At 70.6% G+C, this 19532-nt stretch carries 20 protein-coding genes and 2 tRNA genes; 14 read left to right on the plus strand and 8 right to left on the minus strand.

Annotated features, from left to right (window positions below; genetic code table 11):
- Positions 1-121: 121 nt before the first annotated feature.
- From AMY39116_RS0333540 to AMY39116_RS0333550, 3 genes are all read left to right on the plus strand, one after another.
- Positions 122-814 (plus strand): HAD family hydrolase, encoded by a 693-nt coding sequence (locus AMY39116_RS0333540; RefSeq protein ID WP_020421972.1) that lies wholly within the window; start codon positions 122-124, stop codon positions 812-814.
- 93 nt (positions 815-907) lie between these two features.
- A tRNA-Gln gene (locus AMY39116_RS0333545) sits at positions 908-979 on the plus strand.
- Positions 980-1043: 64 nt separating this feature from the next.
- Positions 1044-1116, plus strand: a tRNA-Glu gene (locus AMY39116_RS0333550).
- 206 nt (positions 1117-1322) lie between these two features.
- Here AMY39116_RS0333550 and AMY39116_RS0333555 read toward each other — a convergent pair.
- Entirely contained in the window at positions 1323-2891 is a 1569-nt protein-coding gene (locus AMY39116_RS0333555; RefSeq protein WP_020421973.1) for a DUF11 domain-containing protein, read from the minus strand.
- A 162-nt stretch (positions 2892-3053) separates the two neighbouring features.
- Between AMY39116_RS0333555 and AMY39116_RS0333560 the strand changes: the two genes are divergently transcribed.
- Positions 3054-3593, plus strand: a complete 540-nt coding sequence (locus tag AMY39116_RS0333560; protein ID WP_020421974.1) for a GNAT family N-acetyltransferase — start codon at positions 3054-3056, stop codon at positions 3591-3593.
- A 34-nt stretch (positions 3594-3627) separates the two neighbouring features.
- Here the strand turns inward: AMY39116_RS0333560 and AMY39116_RS0333565 are convergent, their stop codons facing one another.
- Positions 3628-4227 (minus strand): class F sortase, encoded by a 600-nt coding sequence (locus tag AMY39116_RS0333565; protein ID WP_020421975.1) that lies wholly within the window; start codon positions 4225-4227, stop codon positions 3628-3630.
- Positions 4228-4232: 5 nt separating this feature from the next.
- A complete protein-coding gene (locus AMY39116_RS0333570) occupies positions 4233-4937 on the minus strand; it encodes a hypothetical protein (RefSeq protein WP_235716264.1) in 705 nt (234 codons plus the stop codon).
- A gap of 519 nt (positions 4938-5456) precedes the next feature.
- Between AMY39116_RS0333570 and AMY39116_RS0333575 the strand changes: the two genes are divergently transcribed.
- Positions 5457-6050: a hypothetical protein gene (locus AMY39116_RS0333575; protein WP_020421976.1), complete on the plus strand. Its 594-nt coding sequence runs from the start codon at positions 5457-5459 to the stop codon at positions 6048-6050.
- A 370-nt stretch (positions 6051-6420) separates the two neighbouring features.
- Here AMY39116_RS0333575 and AMY39116_RS0333580 read toward each other — a convergent pair whose 3' ends face one another.
- On the minus strand, positions 6421-7047 hold the full coding sequence (locus tag AMY39116_RS0333580; protein WP_020421977.1) for an alpha-ketoglutarate-dependent dioxygenase AlkB: 627 nt from the start codon (positions 7045-7047) through the stop codon (positions 6421-6423).
- Between the two features lie 83 nt (positions 7048-7130).
- Positions 7131-7850 (minus strand): IclR family transcriptional regulator, encoded by a 720-nt coding sequence (locus tag AMY39116_RS0333585; protein WP_027931891.1) that lies wholly within the window; start codon positions 7848-7850, stop codon positions 7131-7133.
- 128 nt (positions 7851-7978) lie between these two features.
- On the opposite strand from AMY39116_RS0333585, the gene leuC reads away from it, so the two are divergent.
- From leuC to AMY39116_RS0333600, 3 genes are all read left to right on the plus strand, one after another.
- A complete protein-coding gene (leuC, locus tag AMY39116_RS0333590) occupies positions 7979-9394 on the plus strand; it encodes a 3-isopropylmalate dehydratase large subunit (protein ID WP_020421979.1) in 1416 nt (471 codons plus the stop codon).
- Positions 9395-9410: 16 nt separating this feature from the next.
- Entirely contained in the window at positions 9411-10013 is a 603-nt protein-coding gene (gene leuD, locus AMY39116_RS0333595) for a 3-isopropylmalate dehydratase small subunit (protein WP_017987479.1), read from the plus strand.
- 227 nt (positions 10014-10240) lie between these two features.
- Positions 10241-10861: an HU family DNA-binding protein gene (locus AMY39116_RS0333600; RefSeq protein ID WP_020421980.1), complete on the plus strand. Its 621-nt coding sequence runs from the start codon at positions 10241-10243 to the stop codon at positions 10859-10861.
- 585 nt (positions 10862-11446) lie between these two features.
- On the opposite strand, the gene AMY39116_RS0333605 is transcribed toward AMY39116_RS0333600, so the two are convergent.
- From AMY39116_RS0333605 to cofC, 3 genes are all read right to left on the minus strand, one after another.
- A complete protein-coding gene (locus AMY39116_RS0333605; RefSeq protein ID WP_084506203.1) occupies positions 11447-12385 on the minus strand; it encodes an NUDIX hydrolase in 939 nt (312 codons plus the stop codon).
- Positions 12382-14568, minus strand: coding sequence for an RNA degradosome polyphosphate kinase (locus AMY39116_RS0333610; RefSeq protein WP_020421982.1), 2187 nt, complete (start codon positions 14566-14568; stop codon positions 12382-12384). Before AMY39116_RS0333610 ends, AMY39116_RS0333605 begins: the two co-directional genes overlap by 4 nt.
- A 116-nt stretch (positions 14569-14684) precedes the next feature.
- Positions 14685-15320, minus strand: coding sequence for a 2-phospho-L-lactate guanylyltransferase (gene cofC / locus AMY39116_RS0333615; RefSeq protein WP_020421983.1), 636 nt, complete (start codon positions 15318-15320; stop codon positions 14685-14687).
- A gap of 69 nt (positions 15321-15389) precedes the next feature.
- Between cofC and AMY39116_RS0333620 the strand changes: the two genes are divergently transcribed.
- The 6 genes from AMY39116_RS0333620 to AMY39116_RS44065 all read left to right on the plus strand — a co-directional run.
- Positions 15390-16091: a 1-acyl-sn-glycerol-3-phosphate acyltransferase gene (locus AMY39116_RS0333620; RefSeq protein WP_020421984.1), complete on the plus strand. Its 702-nt coding sequence runs from the start codon at positions 15390-15392 to the stop codon at positions 16089-16091.
- A gap of 2 nt (positions 16092-16093) precedes the next feature.
- The gene (locus AMY39116_RS0333625) at positions 16094-17101 is read left to right on the plus strand and encodes an NAD(P)H-dependent glycerol-3-phosphate dehydrogenase (protein ID WP_020421985.1); all 1008 of its coding nucleotides are present in this window, start codon (positions 16094-16096) and stop codon (positions 17099-17101) included.
- Between the two features lie 190 nt (positions 17102-17291).
- Entirely contained in the window at positions 17292-17756 is a 465-nt protein-coding gene (locus AMY39116_RS0333630; RefSeq protein ID WP_020421986.1) for a cysteine dioxygenase family protein, read from the plus strand.
- A 114-nt stretch (positions 17757-17870) separates the two neighbouring features.
- Positions 17871-18380, plus strand: coding sequence for a YbaB/EbfC family nucleoid-associated protein (locus AMY39116_RS0333635; protein ID WP_020421987.1), 510 nt, complete (start codon positions 17871-17873; stop codon positions 18378-18380).
- Positions 18377-18688 (plus strand): type VII secretion target, encoded by a 312-nt coding sequence (locus AMY39116_RS0333640; protein ID WP_020421988.1) that lies wholly within the window; start codon positions 18377-18379, stop codon positions 18686-18688. The genes AMY39116_RS0333635 and AMY39116_RS0333640 overlap by 4 nt, the downstream gene beginning before the upstream one ends.
- The coding region (locus AMY39116_RS44065) for a hypothetical protein (RefSeq protein ID WP_020421989.1) at positions 18685-19532 on the plus strand (848 nt) is incomplete at its 3' end. The genes AMY39116_RS0333640 and AMY39116_RS44065, both read left to right, overlap by 4 nt.

Genomic DNA, 19532 nt, shown 5'->3' on the forward strand with positions numbered 1-19532 from the left:
AGTTCTCGCCTAGCCTCGCTGGGTGGATTTTGCGCGTCCCGGCACACCTACCCGCGTCCGTGTCCCCGAGCCCGGTCTGGGGGATCCGGCGGATCCGTGGAGACCGTCCAGCCTTCGGCTGGTGTGCCTGGACATCGACGACACGTTGATCGACTTCACCTCTGCGGGCAAACGCGCGTTGTCGCTGCTGATCGGCCGGGGCGACCTGTGGCCGCTGTGGGAGCGGATCACCGACTGGCACGTCGCCCGCGTCGTCGCCGGTGAGATCGACTACGCGTCCATGCACCACCGGCGCACCCAGTGCTTCCTCGCCGAGATCGGCGTCGTGCTGGAAGCGGAGGACGTGGCCCGGTTCGAGCGCCGCCGCAAGGAGGTGCTGCGCAGCTCGTGGCGCCTCTTCGACGACGTCCTGCCGTGCCTGGAGTGGCTGCGCGCGGCGGACGTCCTCATCGCCGCCGTAACGAACGCCTCCGGCGCCCACCAGCGGGCCAAGCTCGCCGATCTGGGGCTCACCCGCTTCTTCGACCACGTGGCGATCGCCGGCGAGGTCGGGGCGGCCAAGCCCGACCCGGTGATGTTCCACGCCGTGTGCGCGGTGCTCGACTGCGACCCGAGTGAGGCCGCCCACGTGGGCGACAAGCTGCACACCGACGCCGTCGGCGCCCGGGACGCCGGCCTGGAGGGGGTGTGGCTCGACCGGACCGGCGGTGACGCGGAGGTGCCGGAGGGCGTGCACGTCATCGGCGGGCTCGACGAGCTCCCGCAGCTGCTGGTCAGCGAGTTCGCGCGGATCGGCGTGCCCGCCCAGCGCTGAACCCCACCCCCCGGTTACGCACCGCTGACGGGGCTAGGCTATATTTCTTCCCAGCGGAGCTGCTCCGAGTCGCGAATCGGAGTGGCAAACCGTTGGGGTATGGTGTAATTGGCAGCACGACAGATTCTGGCTCTGTTAGTCTAGGTTCGAGTCCTGGTACCCCAGCTGCAAGAGGAAAAACCGCCTCTGGTAAGGTTCCTCTCGCAACAAGGGAAAGAGCGAGTACCTAGCCCCCGTCGTCTAGCGGCCTAGGACGCCGGCCTCTCACGCCGGTAGCGTGGGTTCGAATCCCATCGGGGGTACGTACAGCCAAGGAGCGCCGACTCATCGAGTCGGCGCTCCTTGCTTTGTTGTGGGGTATGGCTTCGATTCTCCTCACTACTGTGTCGGTGACGTCTGGGACACAGTTGCTCTTGAGTCACACCGCCGGGCACAGGGGCCGGTGAAAACTGGGCGGGCACCTGGCCCCGGCGCCCGCCCAGTGATCGTCCACTCGGGATCGTTCAGATCACGACACCGGGCGTCGCAGACGCCGGCGCAGTGCCCAGCCGCCGCCGAACAGGCCCAGCACCCCGGCGACACCCGCCGCCACCACCGGCACGGTCACGACCGTCACCGCGGCGTTGGAGGTGTTGTTCGCGGGTACCGGGTCCGGCTGGATGCCCCGCACGGTCGCGGTGTTGCGCATCAGCTCCACCGTGCCGTCCGCGGTCGCGGTCACCGTGATCTGACTGCTCTGCCCCGCGGGCAGCAGCCCGCCGGTGCAGGTCAGGGTCGAACCGGAGACCGCGCAGCCCGGCGTGCTCGACGACACGTTCGTCAGCCCGGCCGGGATCTGGTCGGTGACCGTGTAGCCGGACGAGTCGCCGCGGCCGTTGTTCGTGACGACGAGCAGGTACGTCACCGTCTCGCCCGCGTTCACCTGCGGCGTCGCGGCCTTCGCGATCGCCAGGTCGGCCGGGAGCGGGGTGTTGGTGATGGTGCACGTGATGTCGTCACCGGGTTGCGGGGTCACCGCCTTGCTGGTTCCCGCCCCCGAGGGCAGCGCGGTCGTGCTGCCCGTGGTCGCGTTGCGGCACGTCCACGCCTGCGAGTAACTCGCCAGCGAACTGCCCGGGCTCGCGGCCTCGCTCAGGGTGTAGCGGCCGCCGTTGGCGCGTGGCAGCACGGTGAGCGTGCCGGTCGTCGCCGTCGCGGCGGTACCGGTTGTGGCCGAGCCCGACAAGGTCCCCTCCGGCGAGGTCACCCGCAGGTCGAAGGAATCGCCCGGCCGCACCCGCGAAGGCACGGACTTGGTGAGCGTCAGTTTCGAGGTCATCACCGCGAACGCCACCGCTTCACCGCCCCCGGTGCTTTGCAGCGTCTGGGAGAACGAGGTGGCCCCCACCGACTTGACCAGCACCGTGCCCCACGTGCCGTTGGTGCTGTTGGCGCCCGCGCAGCTGACGGTCGTGGTGCCCAGCCCGGTCACGCTGTTCTGGCAGCCGCCCGCACCCGCGCCCGGCGTGAGCCTGGCGAGGAGGTCGATGCGCTGGTTCGACCGCCACGTGATGCCCTCGTTCGCCGCGGTCGCCTCGGCGTCCGCACCGACGAGCGCGTAACCGGTCACCTGCGCGCCCGCCGAGTCACGGACCACGATGTTGCGCAGGGTCACGACGTCCACCCAGACACCGGGCGCCCCGCCGCCGTTGGCCGCCAGCGCCGGCCGCCCCGGGATGCCGCGATAGGCCCGGTTGCCGAGGTAGGCCGGGCCCCACGTGGGCACCGCGGCGGAGCTCAGCGGCCGGAACGCGTTCGAGCCCTGGGGACGGTTGATGACGTTGAAGGTCATCGTGTAGCCGCCGGGCAGCTTCATCGTCATGTTCTGCCCGGCACTCGACCGGGCCTGCGTGTCGTTGTAGTTCGCCATGTTGATCCAGCACAGTGTGGAAGCGCTGGGTCCCCCGGTGCCGTAACCGCACGAGGCGGCCGCTTGCGCACCGGCGCTCGGTGCCGAGACCATCGCGGCCAGTGCCGCCAGCCCGCCCACGGCGAGCAGGCTGCCCAGCCGCGCCAGGCGTCTGCCGATTCGTGACATCGATCCCCTCCTTGGGTTCGCCAGATGTCACTGCTCAGACCGGGCGGCGCTGGAAAACCTCACGTCGTCGTCACACCGGGCTCATCCAAGCGGAGGAGAGCCGCCCGTCCACCGTGGACAAACCGGATGACAGCACCGGCCGGCCCGGCCTAATCTCCGGGCATGGCCGAGATCACTCCCACCCTCCAGGTGTCCCACACGGCCGATCTCGGCGCACCGGCTCTCGGCGCGGCCCGTGAGCTCTTGTACGACGTGTTCGAAGGCGACCTGACCGAACACGACTGGGAGCACGCCCTCGGCGGCGTGCACGCCCTGCTGTGGGAGGGCCCGGAACTGGTGGCCCACGCCTCCGTGGTGCAGCGCAGGATGGTCCACGACGGGCGGGCCTGGCGCACCGGGTACGTGGAGGCCGTGGGAGTTCGCGCGGACCGGCGCAGGCGTGGCTACGGCGGGCTGGTGATGGAGCCGCTGGAGCGTGTGGTGCGCGAGGCCTACGAGGTGGGTGCGCTCAGCGCGTCGGATGAGGCGATCCCGTTCTACCGCTCCCGCGGCTGGACGTGCTGGCGCGGGCCGCTGTCCGCGCTCACGCCGTCCGGGATCACGCCGACGCCCGAGGAAGCGGGCGGGGTTTTCGTGCTCGGCACGTCGCTCGACCCGGACGGGGAGCTGACGTGCGACTGGCGCGACGGCGACGTCTGGTGAGCCGGTGGCGCCGCGGGCGCGGCGCCACCGGGGGTCACGCCAGGTTCGCGTAGACGACGATGTTGTCGGTGTAGCTGTGCTCGGCGTGGTCGAACACGCCGCCGCACGTGATGAGCCGCAGCTGCGGCTCGTCGGTGTTGCCGTAGACCGCGTCCTGCGGGAACTGGTCCTTGGGCACCTGCGTGGTGTGGTCGACCACGAACCGCAGCTGCCGCCCGTCGCTGCGGTCGACGAAGATCTCGTCGCCCGGCCGGACGTCCTTCAGCTTGTAGAAGATGCCCGGCTGGTGGTTGCCGTCGACGTGACCCAGGATGATCGCCGGGCCGACGTCGCCGGGCACGGGGGACAGGCGGTACCAGGCGGCCTGCATCGGCTTGTCGACCGACGGCACCGCGATCTCGCCGTCCTTGTTCACCGCGACCGAGATGAGCGAGGACTCGGCGCCGATCTTCGGGATCCGCACCTGCGTCGGGCGCAGCTTGTCGTAGGGCTTGGTCACCGGGACCGACGTGGTGGGCGCCGCCGCCTGCGTGGGCTGCGGCTCGGAGCCGCAGCCGGTCAGGACGAGGGCGAGCAGAACCGCCGGGGCGGCCGCGAGAACGCGACCGCCCCGGCCGGTGAACGGGTTGCGCATGGCGGTCAGAACCGGGCGGTGCCGCCGGCCCCGGTCTCCACGCCCGCCTTGGGCGCGAACGAGACCTGGGCGTCGCCGCCGTTGCTCTGCTGCCACTCGCCGGCCTCGCCCGAGCCCGGGACCGGAGCCACGCCGCCGCCGGACGCGCCGCCGCCCTGCGGGGCGCCCGCGCAGGTCCAGTCGGCGGTGACGGTGCCGTCGTCGAAGGACTTGCCCTCGTGCAGCTGCACCAGGTAGTCCCAGTACCGGCCGTCCTGCTCCTCCTGGTACGGGCCGTCGAGGATGTCGAAGTCCGGCGACCACACGCCGGTCGGCTGGCCCGCGGCGCAGGCGATGATCAGCACGCCGGTGCCGTCGCCGAGGTCGATGCCGTAGGCGGTGTCGTCCTCGTACGGCGGCTCCTCCGGGGCGCTGCTGGAGGTCGACGACGGCTCGCTCGACCCGGTGGTCGTCGTGACGGGCGTCGTCGTGGTGCCCGGGCTGCTGGTGAGGCTCGGCCGGCTGGTCGTGCTGGTGGCCGAGGACGTCGCGCTCGTCGTCTCTGCGGACGAGCTCGGCGCGGACGTCTCCGTGCTCTCCGGCGCGGCCGACGTCGTGGTGGTGACCTCCGGGGTCGTGCTCTCCTCGGCGAGCGCGGCCGGGGCCGTGGTGAGGGTGATCAGCGCACCGCTGATCACGGCCGCCGCGAGGCGGCCCAAGGGCTTACGCAAAGTGACTCCATGGTGTTGCTCGGAACGCGCGGTGACCCCGACCGCCCTCGGCGCGCGCGTCATCACTCTTCTGGCCGAGGGTCTCGCGTGATCTTCCCCGATTCCGGTCACAGGGAGAAACGAAAAGGCATGTGACAGAAATTGCGCCGGAAATGTGTAACGCGGACGCCCTAATCGACGATCGCGAATCAACGCGTTACATCAAGGGACGATAACAGCGGTCCGCGGCCGTGACCAGGCCGGTCCGGCGCGAAAATTTCCCACGCGATCGGCCGTGGTCGCGGATCGCCAGGTGGAGGCGGTCACGGAGCGTGGCCCCGGGTCCGGCGGGAAAGCCCTTTCGGTCGATGTCGTGAACCGTTCACCGGTGTCAGCATGGAGAGATCCCGATCTTGAGCGGTTGTGAGGGGCGGCTCACAGCGGTCTTGGTCTCGTTTCAGTGCCAATTCGGGTACGGGCGAGGCACAGTGGGTATTGCGATTGTGCTTGCCGAGGTGGCAGAGGAAGGGGGATTAGACCGTGACCGGACCAATCGGGCGTTTCTGGCGGCGCCTGCACATCGGTCGCAACCCGTTGGCCAGAACGTCCGACCGGGTCGAGGCTGCGCTCCTGTTGGTGGTGGTGCTGGGGCTGCTCGTCGCGGTTCCGCTGGCGTTGTTCACCGGGTCCCGGACTTACGGGGGTCAGCTGGCGGTTTCCGAAGAGCAGCGCGCTTCACGGCACCTCGTGACCGCGACGCTGCTTGAGGACGCGCCGGCGCCGGTGCCGGCGACCGAGGGCGCGTTCTCGACCGGCAGCACGGCCGGGGTGCACGCGACGTGGACCTACAACGGCGGGGAGCCGAAGACGGGCATCGTGGCGGCCGACCCCGGCGCGACGGCCGGGTCGACGGTGCCGGTGTGGATCAACGACGCCGGTGACCCTGCGCCCGCGCCGATCAGCTCGACCGACGCGGCCACGACCGGCGTGCTGGCGGGGATCTTCGCCTGGCTCGTGGCGGCGCTCGTGCTGACCGCGGCGTACTGGATCACGCGCTTCGTGCTGGACCGCAGGCGCGCCGCGAGGTGGGAAGCCGAATGGGCCACGCTCGGCGACCGCTGGGCGCGTTCCTGACTGTTCTTACTGGGGGCCTCTCACTGGGGTTCTGACACGCCGCTCGCGGGCATCCGACGAGGATGCCCCCTGCGGCGCTCCTCCGCTGCGGCGGACACCACCGGGGTGAGGGCTGCTGTTTGCAGCGCACGCCGCGGGGGTTGAGCGCTGCCGCCTTTGGTGCGTTCTCCGGTTCGTTGGTGCGAACCGCACCGCCGCTCGTGTTGCCGACTGCTGTTGTCAGCGCACGCCGCGGGGCCGGAGTCGGATGCTGATCGCTGCTGGCGCACTCCGCTCCAGCGAACACCACCGGGGTCGAGCGCTGCCGCCGTTGCCGGACTGGTGCGCACCCGCAGGGTGTCTTCCGGATCGTTTTCTGGCGCTGCTGTTGTCAGCGCACGCCGCGGGGCCGGAACTGGATGCTGATCCTCGGCCCGATAGGGCGGCTCGTCTTCGGAATGGCGTGCTCCCACGTCCGCTGGCACGAGCCGCCCATCACGATGAGGTCGCCGGGGCCCAGGAGTTGCCGCACGGTCGCCCCGCCGCCGCGCGGCCGCAGCAGCAAGCTCCGCGGCGCGCCGACCGACACGATCGCCACCATGGTGTCCTCCCGCGAACCCCGGCCGATCGTGTCGCCGTGCCACGCCACGCTGTCCCTGCCGTCGCGGTACAAGCACAGCCCCGCCGTGCGGAACGGCTCACCGAGCTCGTCCGCGTAGTGCCGGCTCAACGCGGCCCGCGCGTCGTCCAGCACCGGGTCCGGCAGGCGCTCGTCCTCGCCGTAGAAGCACAACAGCCGCGGCACGTCGACCACCCGGTCGTACATCCGCCGCCGCTCCGCGTGCCACGGCACGTCCGCCGCCAGGCGCTCGAACAACACGTCCGCGCCCGACAACCACCCCGGCCGCAGATCGATCCACGCGCCGTCGCCAAGTTCCGTGCGCCGCGTCTCGGTCAGGGACCCGAGCGAACATTCCTCGGCCTGACCGAACAGCGAACCCTGCAGCCCTGCGGTCATGACCCGAGGCTACCTCAAATCGAACGTGTGTTCTACCCGGCGCCGGATCGTCGAGCGGCCGGACCGGCCGGACCGGCCGGGAACTACAGCCGCTCCTGCAACGCCTCCGCCGCCGCGAGCAGATCCGCCGCCCAGCGCGCGCCCGGCTTGCGCCCTATCCGTTCCACCGGACCGGAAACCGACACGGCCGCGATCACGTTGCCCGCGGAATCCCGCACCGGGGCGGAAACACTCGCCACGCCCGGCTCCCGCTCGGCCACGCTCTGCGCCCACCCGCGGCGGCGCACCTCCAGCAGCGTCCGTTCCCCGAACACCGCGTCCGCCAAGATGGTGCGCTGCGTGTGCGGATCGGACCACGCGGCAAGCACCTTCGCGCCGGAGCCGGCCGTCATCGACAGCCGCGTCCCGATCGGGACCGTGTCGCGCAGCCCGCTCATCGGTTCCGCGGTCGCCACGCACACGCGCTGCACCCCGTCGCGCCGGTACAACTGGACGCTCTCCCCGGTGATGTCCCGCAGCTTCGGCAGCACCGAACTCGCCGCGTCCAGCAACGGATCCGCGGTGCCGCCCGCGAGTTCGGCGAGCGCGGATCCCGGGCGCCAGCGGCCGTCCGGACCGCGCCGCAGGAGCCGGTGCACCTCGAGGCCGACGGCGAGGCGGTGCGCGGTCGCGCGCGGCAGCCCGGTCCGGGTGCACAGTTCCGCGAGCCCGCACGGATCTTCGGCGACGGCCTGCAGCACGGCGACGGCCTTGTCCAGAACGCCGATACCGCTCTGCTGGTCAGAAGAGCTATGCTGTCCCACGACGCGATACTAGCTTCCCGGGATTTGGGAAGTCCAGAATCTGGGAAAATCGAACCCGAGGTCGCTGACGTTCCCGCGCCGGTCCTCAGGTTCCTTTGCTCCCAATCAACCTCGTGGGAGGAGCACAGATGACCACCACGCGGCCGCGGACACTGGCCGAGAAGGTGTGGGAGGCGCACACCGTGCGCCGCGGTGAAGGAGCGGAGCCCGACCTGCTCTACATCGACCTGCACCTGGTGCACGAAGTCACCAGCCCGCAGGCGTTCGACGGTCTCCGGCTGGCCGGCCGCAAGGTGCGGCGCCCGGACCTGACCATCGCGACCGAGGACCACAACGTCCCGACCGTCGACATCGAACTCCCCATCGCCGACCCGGTGTCCCGCACCCAGGTCGAGACGCTTCGGAAGAACTGCAAGGAGTTCGGCGTCCGGCTGCACCCGATGGGCGACGCCGAGCAGGGCATCGTGCACGTCATCGGCCCGCAGCTGGGCCTGACCCAGCCCGGGATGACGGTCGTCTGCGGTGACAGTCACACCTCCACCCACGGCGCGTTCGGCGCGATGGCCTTCGGCATCGGCACCTCCGAGGTCGAGCACGTGCTGGCCACCCAGACCCTGCCGCTGCGGCCGTTCAAGACGATGGCCATCAACGTCGACGGCAGGCTCCGGCCGGGTGTCACGGCGAAGGACGTCATCCTCGCCGTCATCGCCAAGATCGGCACCGGCGGCGGCCAGGGCTACGTCCTGGAGTACCGGGGCAGCGCGATCGAGGCGCTGTCGATGGAAGCCCGCATGACGATCTGCAACATGTCGATCGAAGCCGGCGCCCGCGCCGGGATGATCGCCCCGGACGAGACCACCTTCGCCTACCTGAAGGGCCGCCCGCACGCCCCGCAGGGCGCCGACTGGGACGCCGCGGTGGAGAACTGGAAGTCGCTGCGCACCGACGAGGGCGCGGTGTTCGACGCCGAGGTCCACCTCGACGCCGACTCCCTGACCCCGTTCGTGACCTGGGGCACCAACCCCGGCCAGGGCCTGCCGCTGAGCGAGTCGGTGCCGGACCCGGAGCAGATCGCGGACGAGACCGAGCGGTTCGCCGCCGAGAAGGCCCTGTCCTATATGGACCTCAAGCCGGGCACCCCGCTGCGGGAGATCAAGGTCGACACCGTCTTCCTCGGCTCGTGCACCAACGGCCGGATCGAGGACCTGCGGGCCGCCGCGGACGTGCTCCAGGGCCGCAAGGTGGCCGAGGGCGTCCGGATGCTCGTCGTGCCCGGCTCGATGCGGGTGCGCCAGGCCGCCGAGGCCGAGGGACTGGACAAGGTCTTCCTCGACGCCGGCGCGGAGTGGCGCCAGGCGGGCTGCTCGATGTGCCTGGGCATGAACCCGGACCAGCTGGCCCCCGGCGAGCGCAGCGCGTCCACCTCCAACCGCAACTTCGAGGGCAGGCAGGGCAAGGGTGGCCGCACCCACCTCGTCTCGCCGCTCGTCGCGGCCGCCACGGCCGTCCGCGGCACGCTGTCCAGCCCCGAAGACCTGAACTGAAGGAGCCCCCACCACCATGGAGCCGTTCAAGACGCACACCGGCATCGGAGTGCCCCTGCGCAGGTCCAACGTGGACACTGACCAGATCATCCCGGCCGTCTACCTCAAGCGGGTCAGCCGCACCGGTTTCGAGGACGGCCTGTTCGCCGCCTGGCGGACCGACGAGTCGTTCATCCTGAACCAGGAGCCGTTCAAGGCCGGCAGCGTGCTCGTCGCCGGTCCGGACTTCGGCACCGGGTCCTCGCGCGAACACGCTGTCTGGGCATTGATGAACTACGGCTTCCGGGTCGTCATCTCCTCCCGCTTCGCCGACATCTTCCGGGGCAACTCCGGGAAGCAGGGTCTGGTGGCCGCCCAGTGCGAGCAGTCGGACGTCGAGCAGCTGTGGAAGATCCTCGAGAACGACCCCGGCACGGAGGTCACGGTCGACCTCGAGGCGAAGACCGTGCGGGCCAAGGACTTCCAGACGACCTTCGCGATCGACGACTACACCCGCTGGCGGCTGCTGGAGGGGCTGGATGACATCGCTCTCACCCTGCGACACGCCGACGAGATCGACCGGTTCGAGTCGCAGCGTCCCAGCTGGAAGCCGGTGACCACCCCGGTGGCGGCCGGATAACACGAATTCCCTGCTCAGCAAGGGATTCGCACCCGGTCCGAGGCCGGGAACACCACGCCGAACGGCGCGCGGAAGGGCCCGAGAGGGTCGCTCAGGAGGCGGAAACCACGCCCCGCCTGCAGAAAAATTCCGCGCGCCGTTTGGAATTTTGGGCGAGTTGGTAATACCGTGTGCGTGAAGTCGGCCGATGTGGCCGTGTGACACGTAGTTCTTCATGGAGGACTGGAATGGCCAACAAGGCCCAGCTGATCGAGGCGCTCTCCGAGCGTCTGGGCGACAAGAAGGTTGCTTCCCAGGCGGTCGACAACCTGGTGGACATCATCATTCGCACCGTGCAGAAGGGCGAGAAGGTCAACATCACCGGTTTCGGTGTGTTCGAGAAGCGTGCCCGCGCGGCCCGCACCGCTCGCAACCCGCGCACCGGTGAGACGGTCAAGGTGAAGAAGACCAACGTTCCGGCCTTCCGCGCCGGCACGACCTTCAAGGACGTCATCAGCGGTGCCAAGAAGCTGCCGAAGGCCACGGCGGCGAAGCGCACGACGACTTCGACCCGCAGCGCTGCCGCTTCGACCCGCAGCACCGGCACCACCGCGTCGCGCTCGACGAGCTCGCGGGCCACCACCGCGAAGGCGACCACCACGCGTCCCACCGCGACCCGCAGCACCAGCACGCGCAGCCGCGCCGCGGCCGCCACCAAGACGGCGGCCCCGAAGGCCACGGCTTCGAAGACCACGGCGGCGAAGTCCACCGCGGCCAAGAAGACCACCGCCACCAAGGCGGCCCCGAAGGCCACCGCGGCGAAGACCACTGCCGCGAAGAAGACCACCACGACCCGGAAGAAGAAGTAAGCGCCGTAGCGATTGCTTCTCGGCAGGGCCCCCGCGGTTGTCCGCGGGGGCCCTGCCGCGTTTGAGCCCTGGGGGTTTGGGTCCAAACCCCCGGCCACCCACCCAAGGTGACACGAGGGGCTCTTCTGTCATCCCGGAGCCTGCCCGTCCGGCGAGGACATCCTTGATCTTTAGAGGTGCGGGTTCGCTGGCGGGGAGTTCGCCCTGCGGGCGGTGCGCCCTGCGGGCGGGAGGCGCCTGACGGCGCGAGGAAGGTCGCCTTGGGTGCCGACCTCCCCCGCCCCCGATTCCTGATTGTGTGTCGGTCGCCGAGCAGCGGCGTCAAGGCGGGAAAGAGTACCTTGACCCCGCTGATCGGCGACCAAAAGCAGGCTGTGGATCGGGGGCGGGGGAGATCTGGGGCTTGGTCGGTCCGCTTGCGTTGCCGGCTCGCGTTGGGGAGGTGGGGGAGGGCCGGGGTGTGGTCGGGCCCCTTGGGTTGCCGGGTGGCGGTTGCGGGCTGGGGGCGTGGCCTGGCGCGTTGGTCTGCCCGCGCTGCCGGCTTTCTGTCCGGCATGCTGCAACCACCGTCGCAGGCGGACTGAGCTACACCTGGCTCGTGGCGGGGGTTGGCAGCGCTGTGGGCAGGTAGTCCGCCGCCACGAGCTGGGGGCCGCCGTTGCCTGGCGCGGCCCGGAACGAGAGCACCCACACCGAGCCCTTCTTGCTCGGCACCTTCTCACCCTCATCCACCGGCAGGCGCACGCCGTCGCGGGCCGCCAACCTCGTCACCAGGTCCGGGATCACCCCGCCCTGGCTGCACACCACGGGCGTCCCGCCGACGGACACCAGCGCCAGCAGCCTGGCGAGCCCGGCGTCCCGGTCGTCCCAGTAGTGTTCCTCCGCCATCAGGTCCTCGTGCTCCACCGGAACACCGAGGTCGTCCGCCAGGCCGCGCACCGTCTGCTCGCACCGCAACCGGGGAGCGGCCACCACCCTGTCCGGACCGAACAGCGGCAACAACGCCCGCAGCGCGGCCGCCTGCCGGATGCCGCTCGGGGACAGCGGGCGCAGGTCGTCGTCACCGCGCCACTCGTCCCGTTTCCCGGCCTTCGCGTGCCGCACCAGCAACAGCGTGGTCAACCCCGCCGGCAATGCTTCGAAATCCTCGAGCACCGACCGGTCACTGTCGTACGACAGCAAGCCGGCCGCCTCTGCGGGCGTGAGCCACCGAAGCTCGTCGACCTCCTCGTTGGGCTCGAAAGCCCCCGAAACAGCCGCCGCGCTGTAGTAGTCCACCGACTTCGGCCCGGCCGCCACCGAGTACCGCACCGTCCGCAGGTGCCGCCCCAGGCGGGCCCGGAAACCGGTCTCCTCGGCGATCTCCCGCACCGCCGCGGCGGGCAGGGTCTCCCCGCTGTCCAGCTTCCCCTTCGGCAGCGACCAGTCGTCGTACCGGGGACGGTGCGCGACGGCCACCTCGACCCCGCCCGGACCGGTCCGCCACAGCACCGCACCCGCGGCGCGGACACGAACAGAACTCACCCGTTGGCCCCGTGCTTCTTCAACAACTCGTTCTGGTGGTCGCGGACCTGCGTGGTGTCCGCGGGCGACGGCTGCCACTCCCCGCTGTCGGTGAGCACCCAGCACCGCGTCGCCGGGTCCAGCGCCGAATCGAGGATGTCGTCCAGCTGCCTGGTCAGCCGCGCGTCCTTGACCTGCACCATCGCCTCGATCCGGCGGTCCAGGTTGCGGTGCATCATGTCCGCGCTGCCGATCCAGTAGGTGCGCCCGGCGAGGAAATGGAAGATGCGGGAATGCTCCAGGAACCGCCCGAGAATGGACCGGACGGAAATGTTCTCGGACAGTCCGGGCACGCCGGGTTTCAGGGCGCAAATACCCCGCACCACGATCTCCACCGGAACCCCTTCGGCGGAGGCCCGGTAGAGCGCGTCGATGATTTGCTCGTCGACGAGCGAGTTGCACTTGATGCGGATACCGGCTTCCGCGCCGGCGTGCTTGTGCTCGATCTCCTCATCGACGAGGCGCAGGATGCCGCGCCGGATCCCGGCCGGTGAGGTGAGGATGTTGCGGTAGGTGTCCTGCCGCGAATACCCGGTCAGCACGTTGAACAGGTCGGTGATGTCCGCGCCGATGTCCGGGTCCGCGGTCAGCAGGCCGACGTCCTCGTAAAGCCGCGCCGTCTTCGGGTTGTAGTTGCCGGTGCCGATGTGGCAGTAGCGGCGGATGGTCGAGCCCTCCTGGCGCACCACCATCGCGACCTTGCAGTGCGTCTTCAGCCCGACGAGCCCGTAGACCACGTGCACCCCGGCCCGCTCCAGGGTGCGGGCCCAGGTGATGTTGGCCTCCTCGTCGAAGCGGGCCTTGATCTCCACCAGCGCCACGACCTGCTTGCCGGCCTCGGCGGCGTCGATGAGCGCGTTCACGATGGGGGAGTCACCGGAGGTGCGGTACAGGGTCTGCTTGATGGCCAGCACCTTGTCGTCCCGGGCGGCCTGCTCGATGAACCGCTGCACGCTCGTGGAGAACGAGTCGTACGGGTGGTGCACGAGCACGTCGCCCTCGCGCAGGGTCGCGAAAACGCTCTTCGGCGTCTCGTGCTCACCGAACGCCGGGTGCGTGGCCGGGACGAAAGGGCGGTCCTTCAGTTCCTTGCGGTCCAAACTGGAAAGCTGCATCAGGCACGTGAGGTCCAGCAGCCCGGGCACCTCGACCACGTCGTGCGGGTCGACCTCCAGCTCCCGCAGCAGCAGGTCGAGCACGTGCTCGCTCATGTCGTTGGCGACCTCGAGCCGCACCGGCGGGCCGAACCGGCGCTGCGCCAGCTCCCGCTCCAGCGCCTGCAACAGGTCCTCGTCGCGGTCCTCGTCCACGTCCACGTCGGCGTTGCGGGTCACCCGGAAAACGTGGTGCTCGGTGACCTCCATGCCGGTGAACAGCTCACCGAGGTGCGCGGCGATCAGCTCCTCCAGCGGCAGGAACGTCGCGACGCGGCTCTCCCGCTGCTGCTCGACGCGGATCAGGCGCGGCACGTTGTTCGGCACCTTGACCCTGGCGAACCGCTCGGTGCCCAGGTCCGGGTCCCGCACCGTCACGGCCAGGTTCAGCGACAGCCCGGAGATGTAGGGGAACGGGTGCGCCGGGTCGACCGCCAGCGGCGTCAGCACCGGGAAGATCTGCTCGGTGAAGTAGTCCGACAACCGCGCCTGGTCCGCCTGCTCCAGGTCCGCCCAGCACACGATCTGGATGTCGTGCTTGGCCAGCTCCGGGCGGACGTGCTCCTCGAACGCGGCGGTGTGCCGCTCCACCAGGTCCTGGTTGCGCTTGGCGATGTAGGCCAGCTGCTCGCGCGGGGTGAGCCCGTCGGCGCTGCGCACCGGCAGCCCGGTCTCGTCGCGGCGCTTCAGCCCGGCCACCCGCACCATGTAGAACTCGTCCAGATTGGACGCGAAGATGGCGAGGAACTTGGCCCGCTCCAGCAGCGGCTGGGACGCGTCCTCGGCCAGCGCCAGCACGCGGGCGTTGAAGTCCTGCCACGACAGCTCGCGGTTGAAGTACCGGTCGTCGGGCAGGGACGCGGGCGGCAGGTCCGACGACGGGGTCACCGCCGGGGGCGCGGACGGGATGGCGCGGAATCTCGTGGGCGCGGCGGTCTCGCCGGACGCCGGTTGGGTCGTTGCCGGGGGGTTGGTCTCGTCGCTGCTCACTCTCGCATTGTTCCTTACTTCGGGCCTGGCTGCCGATACTCCGAGTGAGAGATTGAGCAGTTCACCCGTGCTCCGCAGGACCACCCGGAGCAGTTCGCCCAGCGGCCGGGTGATGTTCACGCCACCTCCCGTGAGCAGAGCACCGCCCGCGTCCGGTCGCCGACGCCCAGGCGGCAGGCCTCCGCGAGGTCCGCCGGGGTGTCCACGTCCCGGCGCAGGGTCGGCAGGTCCAGCTCCAGCGGCACCGCGCCGGACCCGGCGTGCGCCGCGGCCGAACCGGCGCCGAACCGCGGGTCGAGCGGCCCGCCCGGTTCGGACAGCAACAGCGTCGTGCCGGTGCCGTCGGCGTCCGCGACGAACACCCTCCTGCCCTCCGCGGCGGCGAGCGCGGCGGCCAGTTCCGCGGGACGCAAAGCGGGCAGATCGGCTTGAATCGCCCCGACCACGGCGTCCGGGTCCCGCTGCCGGAGCAGCGCCTCGCCCTGCCGCAGCGCGGAGTTCAGGTCGCCGTCGCCGCGCTCGCCGACGACCTCCACCCCGGGGCGTCGCAGACCGGACACGGCGGCCGGATCCGCGGCGACCACCAGCAGGCGGACGCCGGCGTCGGTCGCCGCGGCCAGGGTGTCCCAGGCCAGGGCCAGTACGAGCGCGGCGTGGTCGCGCTCGTCCACGGCGCCACGCAGGCGGGACTTGCCTGCCCGCGGTGGCTTCAGCGGGACGATCAGGCCGGAGATTTCGACGGGTACGGGCACACTCCCATCTTTCCGCAATCGTGCACCTAGGATCAGCTACCGGCAGCACACACCACAGCAGGAGGAGTCTTGGCCGGTCGTGAGAAGGGCGGGTTCTGGGTCGGAGCCGCCGCCGTGCTGTTCTACCCGGTGAGCTGGATCGGCAGGCGGGTCTACACCGGCGCCGAGCGCATCCCGCGGGAAGGTCCGGCGCTGGTGGTCATGAACCACGTCTCGCACATGGACCCCGCCGTCGACGCGGTGTTCATCCACCGCCAGAAGCGCGTGCCGCGGTTCCTGGCCAAGGACAGCCTCGCCCGCACCCCGATCTTCGGGAAGATCCTGGTCGGCGCCGGCAGCATCCCGGTCTACCGCGGGTCGGCGCAGGCCGGCGACAGCCTCCGCGCCGCGCACCAGGCGCTGCAGGAGGGCAAGGTCGTCGTCATCTACCCCGAGGGCACCATCACCAAGGACCCGAACGGCTGGCCGAAGCGGTCGCACACCGGGGTCGCGCGGCTGGCGCTCGACAACGACGTCCCGGTGATCCCGGTGGCGCGCTGGGGCACCCAGCAGATCCTGGACTTCTACCACAAGAAGGTGCGGCTGCTGCCGCGCACGACCGTGACGCACGCGGTGGGCGAACCGGTCGACCTGTCCGCCTACCGCGGCAAGCCGCAGACCGGCCCGGTGCTGCGGGAGGTGACGGAACTGCTCATGGAGCGGGTCACCGAGCTGCTGGCCGACGTCCGCGGTGAGCAGCCGCCCGCCCGCAAACCCGAGGCGGCGGACTGACGATGGTGCAGCGCATCACCGTGCTCGGCGCGGGTTCGTGGGGCACCGCGTTCGCGAAGGTGCTCGCCGACGCGGGCCGGGACGTGACGATGTGGGCCCGGCGGGCGGAAGTCGCCGGGGAGATCCGCGAGCGGCACGCCAACAGCGGGTACCTCCCGGGCATCGAACTGCCCGCGAACCTGACGGCGACGCACGACCCGGCCGAGGCGCTGGCGGGCGCGGAGGCGGTCGTGCTGGCCGTGCCCAGCCAGAGCCTGCGCGCGAACCTGTCCGGCTGGCGGGAACTCCTGCCGCGCGGCGCGATCCTGGTCAGCCTCGCCAAGGGCGTCGAACTCGGCACGCTCAAGCGGATGAGCGAGGTGATCGCCGAGATCAGCGGCGTGTCCGGCGACGAGATCGTGGTGGTGTCCGGCCCGAACCTGGCGCGGGAGATCGCGCAGGGGCAGCCGGCGGGCGCGGTGCTCGCGTGCGCCGACCACGACCGCGCGGTCGCGATCCAGCAGGCCAGCTTCAACTCCTACTTCCGGCCCTACACCAACACCGACGTGGTGGGCTGCGAGGTCGGCGGCGCGGCGAAGAACGTCATCGCGCTGAGCTGCGGCATGGCGGTCGGCATGGGGCTGGGGGCCAACACCACGGCCACACTCATCACCCGCGGGCTGGCGGAGATGGCGCGGCTGGGCACGAAGCTGGGCGCGGACCCGCTGACGTTCGCCGGGCTCGCCGGGGTCGGCGACCTCGTGGCGACCTGTTCGTCCCCGCTGTCCCGCAACCGCACGTTCGGGGAGCGGCTCGGTCGCGGCGAGACGCTGGAGCAGGCGCAGGCCGCGGCAGGCGGGCAGGTCGCCGAGGGCGTGATGTCCTGCACGTCCATCCGCGAACTGGCCCACAAGCACGGTGTGGACATGCCGATCACGGACGCGATGCACCGCGTGTGCCACGAGGGGGCGGACCCCCGCCAGGTGGGCGCCGAGCTGCTCGGCCGCCGCCAGAAGCACGAGTGGTCCTAGTAAGTGGAACGGATTTGACGCCCGCCCGGCCTGCTGGTTGGGTGGGCGCCATGACGACGCGTGGCCTGATGACCCGGCGGGATCTCCGCCGCGGTCCTGTGCGCTGCGCCGCGCTGTGTCCTTGTTGTTGTCGCTGACCCAGCCCAGCCTGCCCGACAACCACCTTCTTCTTTCAAGGACACCTCTTTTCATGTTCGCCGTTCCGGACAACACCGTTGCCCTGACCGAGAAGCCCGTCCTGCGCCACCCGGTGCGGGTCGCGCTCGAGTTCGCCGCCGACCGCGACCGCTGGCGGCACCTGCTGCGCTACGACCCGGACGAGCGGTTCTCCGCGCTCGTCGAAGCGCGCGACGACGAGGAGATCTGGCTGATGGGCTGGCTGCCCGGCCAGCACACCGACCTGCACGACCACGGGCACTCGACGGGTGCGTTCACCGTCGTCAGCGGCCGTCTCGCCGAGACCGTCGCGCGGCGCGGGGTGACCGAGGTGCACGCCTTGTCGGCGGGGCAGTCGCGGGTCTTCGGGCCGGGATACGTGCACCAGGTGCGCAACGACGGCCCGGACCCGGCGATCAGCATCCACGTCTACCGCAGCGGTGGCCGGGTCATGCGGTCCTACCACCTGGATCCGGTCACCGGACCGGTCCGCGACTGACCTCCTCGCCCGTTCGGGAAAGGTTCCCGGGGAGTTCGCCGCATCCGGGCGGAACCTCACGATCGCTGCGGTAGCCTGCGCGTTGATCACCGGATACACGCGCAGGGGAGCAGGATGCAGCCGAATCTGAGGCCGGGGGAGGACTTCCAGCACTTGCTCGAACAGCAGGTGCGGGAGATGCAGCAGAAGGCCGCGGCGCTGCAGGACGCGCTCGGCGAGGCGTCGGCGACGGTGCGGTCGAAGGACGGTTCGGTGACCGTGACGATCGCGCCGAACGGTGCGCTGCAAAGCCTCGAACTCGGGCACCGCGCCTGCGATCTCGGCCCGGCGCGGCTCACCGCCGCGATCATGCAGGCCGTGCGGGAAGGTCAGCGGCAGGCCGCGCGCGCCGTGTCCGACTCGTTCACCGCGATCGCGGGCGACGGCGAGTCCGCCGAGGTGATCAGGAGTTTCCTGCCGCCGGTCGAGGACGAGCCGGAGGACTTCGCCGAGCCCGAGGCGGAAGCGGCACCGCCGCCTCCGCCGCCGGTTCCGCCGGTGTCTCCGGTGCAGCAGCGTCCCGCGCCGCGGCGGCCGCGCCCGGCGTCCCCGGCGGATGACGACGACGAGATGAGGCCGTGGTGAGCGGTTCCGGTTTCGAGGTCGATTCGGCTCCGCTGGTCTCGTTCGGCCAGCACCTCGACCAGTTGACGGAGAACCTGAAGGGCACCGCCGGGGTGGTCGGCGGGTGCGTCGGCGACATCGGCATCTTCGGGATGGTCGGGCAGATCTTCGGCGCCGGCGTCACGTTGTGGTGCGGCAAGGCCGAAGACCAGCTCAACAAGTACTCGGGCACGATCACCGAGTTCGCCGACAACGTGCGCGAGGCCGCGAAGGCCTACGACGCGCACGACTCCGAGACGGCCGCCGGACTGCTGGGGTTCAAGGCATGAGCGAGTACAAGCCCGGGGACGTCGGCCTGCACATGGCCGAGAAGTGGCAGACCGGCGCCGGGTTCTTCGACGCCGCGGTCAGCCTGAACGAGGCCGTCAAGGAGAACGACAAGGTCGCGATCGGCATCGGCTCGGCCGGTCTCGCGCTGGAGACGCTGGGTCTCGCGCTCGACCCGATCGGCAGCCTGCTGACCGCCGGGATCGGCTGGTTGATCGAGCACATCTCGGTGCTGCGGTGGCCGCTGGACATCATGTGGGGCGACCCCGAGGGCATCGCGGCGGCCGAGGAAGCGGTCAAGGCCGAGAAGGAAAAGCTCGAGCAGTGGGCGCAGGACCACCAGACCAAGCTCGCGACGCTGATGGAGAGCTGGACCGGTGAGGGCGCCGACCAGTTCCGCAAGAGCATGGAAGCGGTGACCGACCAGCTCAACGCGATCGGCGGTTACCTGGAGAACGCCGGGAAGTCGATGAAGGTCGCGGGCGGTCTGGTGGGCGCCTTCCGCGGCATCGCGCGCGACCTGATCGCCATGCTGCTCGCGACGATCATCAAGGGCGCGCTGATCGCGGCGGCGCTGGCGCCGGTGACGTTCGGCGCGTCGATCGCGATCTTCATCGGCACGACGATCGGCATGGTGGCCACCGCGCTGGGCAAGATCGGCGCGAAGATCGCCGAGCTGACCAGGAAGCTGGTGGATCTGGGCGCGTCGCTGAGCAAGCTCGGCAAGGCCGGTGACGACCTCGCGGGCGCCAAGCCGCCGTCGGTGAAGCCCGGTTCGAGCGGGCCGGCGCCGGCGAACACCGGTGCGCCGGTGTCGAATGGGCCGAAGCTGAACGACCTGCCGCC

The sequence above is a fragment of the Amycolatopsis sp. ATCC 39116 genome (genome assembly GCF_000231075.2).
Lineage (GTDB): Bacteria > Actinomycetota > Actinomycetes > Mycobacteriales > Pseudonocardiaceae > Amycolatopsis_E > Amycolatopsis_E tucumanensis.

What these genes read in the sequence shown, in the direction of transcription:
- AMY39116_RS0333555 (WP_020421973.1), bottom strand. Translation starts at nt 2,891, where the DNA reads ATGTCACGAATCGGCAGACGCCTGGCGCGGCTGGGCAGCCTGCTCGCC.
- AMY39116_RS0333560 (WP_020421974.1), top strand. Translation starts at nt 3,054, where the DNA reads ATGGCCGAGATCACTCCCACCCTCCAGGTGTCCCACACGGCCGATCTC.
- AMY39116_RS0333565 (WP_020421975.1), bottom strand. Translation starts at nt 4,227, where the DNA reads ATGCGCAACCCGTTCACCGGCCGGGGCGGTCGCGTTCTCGCGGCCGCC.
- AMY39116_RS0333580 (WP_020421977.1), bottom strand. Translation starts at nt 7,047, where the DNA reads ATGACCGCAGGGCTGCAGGGTTCGCTGTTCGGTCAGGCCGAGGAATGT.
- leuC (WP_020421979.1), top strand. Translation starts at nt 7,979, where the DNA reads ATGACCACCACGCGGCCGCGGACACTGGCCGAGAAGGTGTGGGAGGCG.
- leuD (WP_017987479.1), top strand. Translation starts at nt 9,411, where the DNA reads ATGGAGCCGTTCAAGACGCACACCGGCATCGGAGTGCCCCTGCGCAGG.
- AMY39116_RS0333600 (WP_020421980.1), top strand. Translation starts at nt 10,241, where the DNA reads ATGGCCAACAAGGCCCAGCTGATCGAGGCGCTCTCCGAGCGTCTGGGC.
- AMY39116_RS0333625 (WP_020421985.1), top strand. Translation starts at nt 16,094, where the DNA reads ATGGTGCAGCGCATCACCGTGCTCGGCGCGGGTTCGTGGGGCACCGCG.
- AMY39116_RS0333630 (WP_020421986.1), top strand. Translation starts at nt 17,292, where the DNA reads ATGTTCGCCGTTCCGGACAACACCGTTGCCCTGACCGAGAAGCCCGTC.
- AMY39116_RS0333635 (WP_020421987.1), top strand. Translation starts at nt 17,871, where the DNA reads ATGCAGCCGAATCTGAGGCCGGGGGAGGACTTCCAGCACTTGCTCGAA.